This is a genomic window from Aminobacter sp. P4_H6_2 (genome assembly GCF_056400805.1).
In genome coordinates this window covers 1-2,917 of the sequence record NZ_JBFUKO010000646.1, presented here as the reverse complement: position 1 = coordinate 2,917, position 2,917 = coordinate 1, and the positions used below count along the sequence as shown (strand labels likewise).

4 protein-coding genes are annotated in these 2,917 nt (G+C 62.7%); all 4 read left to right on the top strand.

Annotation, left to right across the window (positions count from 1 at the left end; translation table 11 throughout):
- Positions 1-1,966 (top strand): phage tail protein (locus AC1DUU_RS28005; protein WP_476786610.1); only part of this gene is annotated, 1,966 nt, incomplete at its 5' end.
- Between the two features lie 34 nt (positions 1,967-2,000).
- Entirely contained in the window at positions 2,001-2,213 is a 213-nt protein-coding gene (locus tag AC1DUU_RS28000; RefSeq protein WP_476786609.1) for a hypothetical protein, read from the top strand.
- 76 nt (positions 2,214-2,289) lie between these two features.
- Positions 2,290-2,586, top strand: coding sequence for a hypothetical protein (locus AC1DUU_RS27995; protein ID WP_476786608.1), 297 nt, complete (start codon positions 2,290-2,292; stop codon positions 2,584-2,586).
- Positions 2,587-2,652: 66 nt separating this feature from the next.
- Positions 2,653-2,917 (top strand): response regulator (locus tag AC1DUU_RS27990; RefSeq protein WP_476786607.1); only part of this gene is annotated, 265 nt, incomplete at its 3' end.

Here is a 2,917-nt window from a genome sequence, read left to right as displayed (position 1 = left end):
GGGGCCCAACCAACCCAACATGTTTCCTGATATCAAATCATCCGAAAGTGCTGCTCCACATTTTTCCAATGGCGGCCGGTCGGATATCGCGCAGCGGCGCTTGCTGGAAGCCCATGCCTCACACTGGGATTCGGCTGCTGCTGGCTTCAATGCCGCAAACAATCCGCTGTCGCCGATCTATGGCGGTCGCATGGTCGACGTGGCGCGCAGCTATGTCTGGGCGTGGGACGCGCGGCCCTATCCGGCTTTTCCATTGCAATCGAAGGTCTGGTCGGATGGCGATGCCTGGTACCGCGGTCACTGGCTGAATGGTCGGTTCGCCGGCCCCGATGTGTCCGATCTCATCAACGAGATACTAGCGGATCACGATCTGCCTGCGGCTGACGTGGCCGGTGTCGAAGGCACAGTGAGCGGTTACGTCATCTCCGACCCGACCTCGGCGAGGGCCGCACTCGAACCGTTGGTCGATCTGTTCGGCCTGTCGGTCCGTCAAGAGATGACTGGGCTGGTGTTCAGGCAAGCGGCGGCATCGAAGGATGCGGCAATCGAACTGACTGAACTGGCATTCGACGGCGCAAGTGCTGTGGTCGAGACCGTTCGCACGCCCGACCATGATTTGCCGGCGGAGGCTCTGATCAGCTATGGCGATCCCGTCGCGGATTACCAGTCGGCGTCGGCCAGGAGTACGAGGTTTGCCCCGACCACAAGCCGGCAGCACGTGATTTCGTTCCCTGGAATGCTGGAGGCGGGGCAGGCGAGCGCACTGGCCGAAGACTGGATGCGCAGGACCTGGCAAGAGCGGGAACGGCTGAGCTTCGCTCTTGCCGAGCCACGCGCGGACATCGGGCCCGGTAGCATCGTCAAGGTGCCGGCCTCGGGCAGCCGCTCCGAATTCCTGGTGACGGAGATCGAGCAGGGACTGGTGCGCAAAGTGACCGCGCGCCAGCTTGCGCGTGTGGTTCCGGCACCTTGGAGTTCTTCCAATCCCGATGTGGAACCGCTGCCGCCGATCGCGGTTGGGCAGCCGCATGCAGTCTTCCTCGATCTGCCGATGATGGCGGGCGGATCGGCGCTGCCGCAGGATCAATTCAAGGTAGCGGTGACGCAGCAACCCTGGAGAAGTCAGGCGCTGTTCGTTTCGCCCGAGGACACCGGCTTTGTCTTGCGGGGATCGGTCGGCCGCCGGGCGGATATGGGCAGGCTGACGGCAGTGCTTTCGCCGGGCCGGGAAGGCAGGGTTGACCGCGCTGGCGTGCTGACAGTTGAGCTTTATGGCGGCGAGCTGACGAGCGTCAGTCGTTTGCAGCTTCTCAACGGCGCCAACTTTGCGGCGGTACGATCTGCCGGCGGCGCCTGGGAGGTGCTCCAGTTCGAGATGGCCGAAGAGACCGCGCCCGGGCTCTGGCGACTGCGCAACCTGTTGCGCGGGCACTTCGGCACCGGTGACGCGGCTGCTGCCGGTGCTGTCATTGGCGCGTCGTTCGTTGTCCTCGACGCTGCCGTCGTGCCCGCCGGTCTGATGGCTGGCGAGGTCGGGCTGCTGCTCAATTGGCGGGTCGGTCCGCTGGGTGGCGATTTCTCCAGTGCCAGCTTTTCGGCGCATCGGGAGACCGGTGGCAAGCGGGCGCTATTGCCACTTTCTCCTGTGCATTTCCGGGGGAAGCTGACTGCGGGCAATGATCTGTCGCTTTCATGGATCCGGCGCGGGCGCATCGACGCCGACAGTTGGGAATCGAGCGATATTCCCCTCGGCGAGGAACGTGAAGAATATCGCATCGACATAGCCTCCGCAGGCGGCCCCATCGTGCGGTCAATGACGGTTTCGACACCTGGCTGGATTTATCCGGCAGCTGAAATTGCGGCAGATTTCGGCGCGCCGCCGGCCGCAGTCGACATCACCATTCGCCAGCTAAGCGTTGCCTCCGGCTGGGGCATATCGGCCTCGCGCCGAATTGCGTTGGCCTGAGGCGGCGAGGACTTTCATTGGAAAGGATCAGAACATGTTGAACCTGAAACCTTGGTATCTTTCGCGCACCATCTGGGCCTCTGTCGTGACCATGTTGCTGGGCTTGGCGGGCCTCGCTGGCATGCCCGTGGACAGCGTCGACAATTCCGCGTTGACCGATACGGTTTTGCAGGCGATCACTGCGCTTTCAGGGCTGATTGCGATCTTCGGCCGGGTCTCGGCCAAACAGCGCATCGGCGGAAGCTAGCAGGCTTGCAATGGCGCCAGTTGCATGAATTCATCGTTCATTCCACGTTCAGCACTCCTGTATTAGAAATCGCAGCATGAAAACGCTTCGCTCCATATTCGGGTCAGCCACGACCACGCTCTGCGCGGTAGGCCTGTTTGCGGCTTCCGCGCAGGCCGCGCCATTGCCGAGAGCGGAGACGGGTGAATTTGTCGTGGCAGCCGCGGATTGTTACTCGATCGGCCAGCAGGTAGCCGACCAGCAGGGCGGCACGTTGGCCCGCGCAACCGAGTCCAATCAGGGCGGACAGTCTGTCTGCGTGATCGTAGTGCTGGTTCCTGCCAAGGATGGCCAGCGGCCRCGCCGCGTCGAGGTCGTTGTGCCGGCAGGCTAGCCTGCATTTCCCGTCAGGGCGGAATCGCCTATATCTCTGACATCTTTCCACTGGTCGCAAAAACGCATGCGCATACTCGTCGTCGAAGATGACAAGGACCTGAACCGCCAGATCTCCGAGGCGCTAACCGACGCCGGCTATGTCGTCGACAAGGCCTTTGACGGCGAAGAAGGGCATTTCCTCGGCGATACCGAGCCATATGACGCGATCGTGCTCGATATAGGTCTGCCGCAGATGGACGGCATCAGCGTTGTCGAACGCTGGCGCCGCGAAGGCCGCAAGATGCCGGTTCTGATGCTGACCGCGCGCGACCGCTGGAGCGACAAGGTTG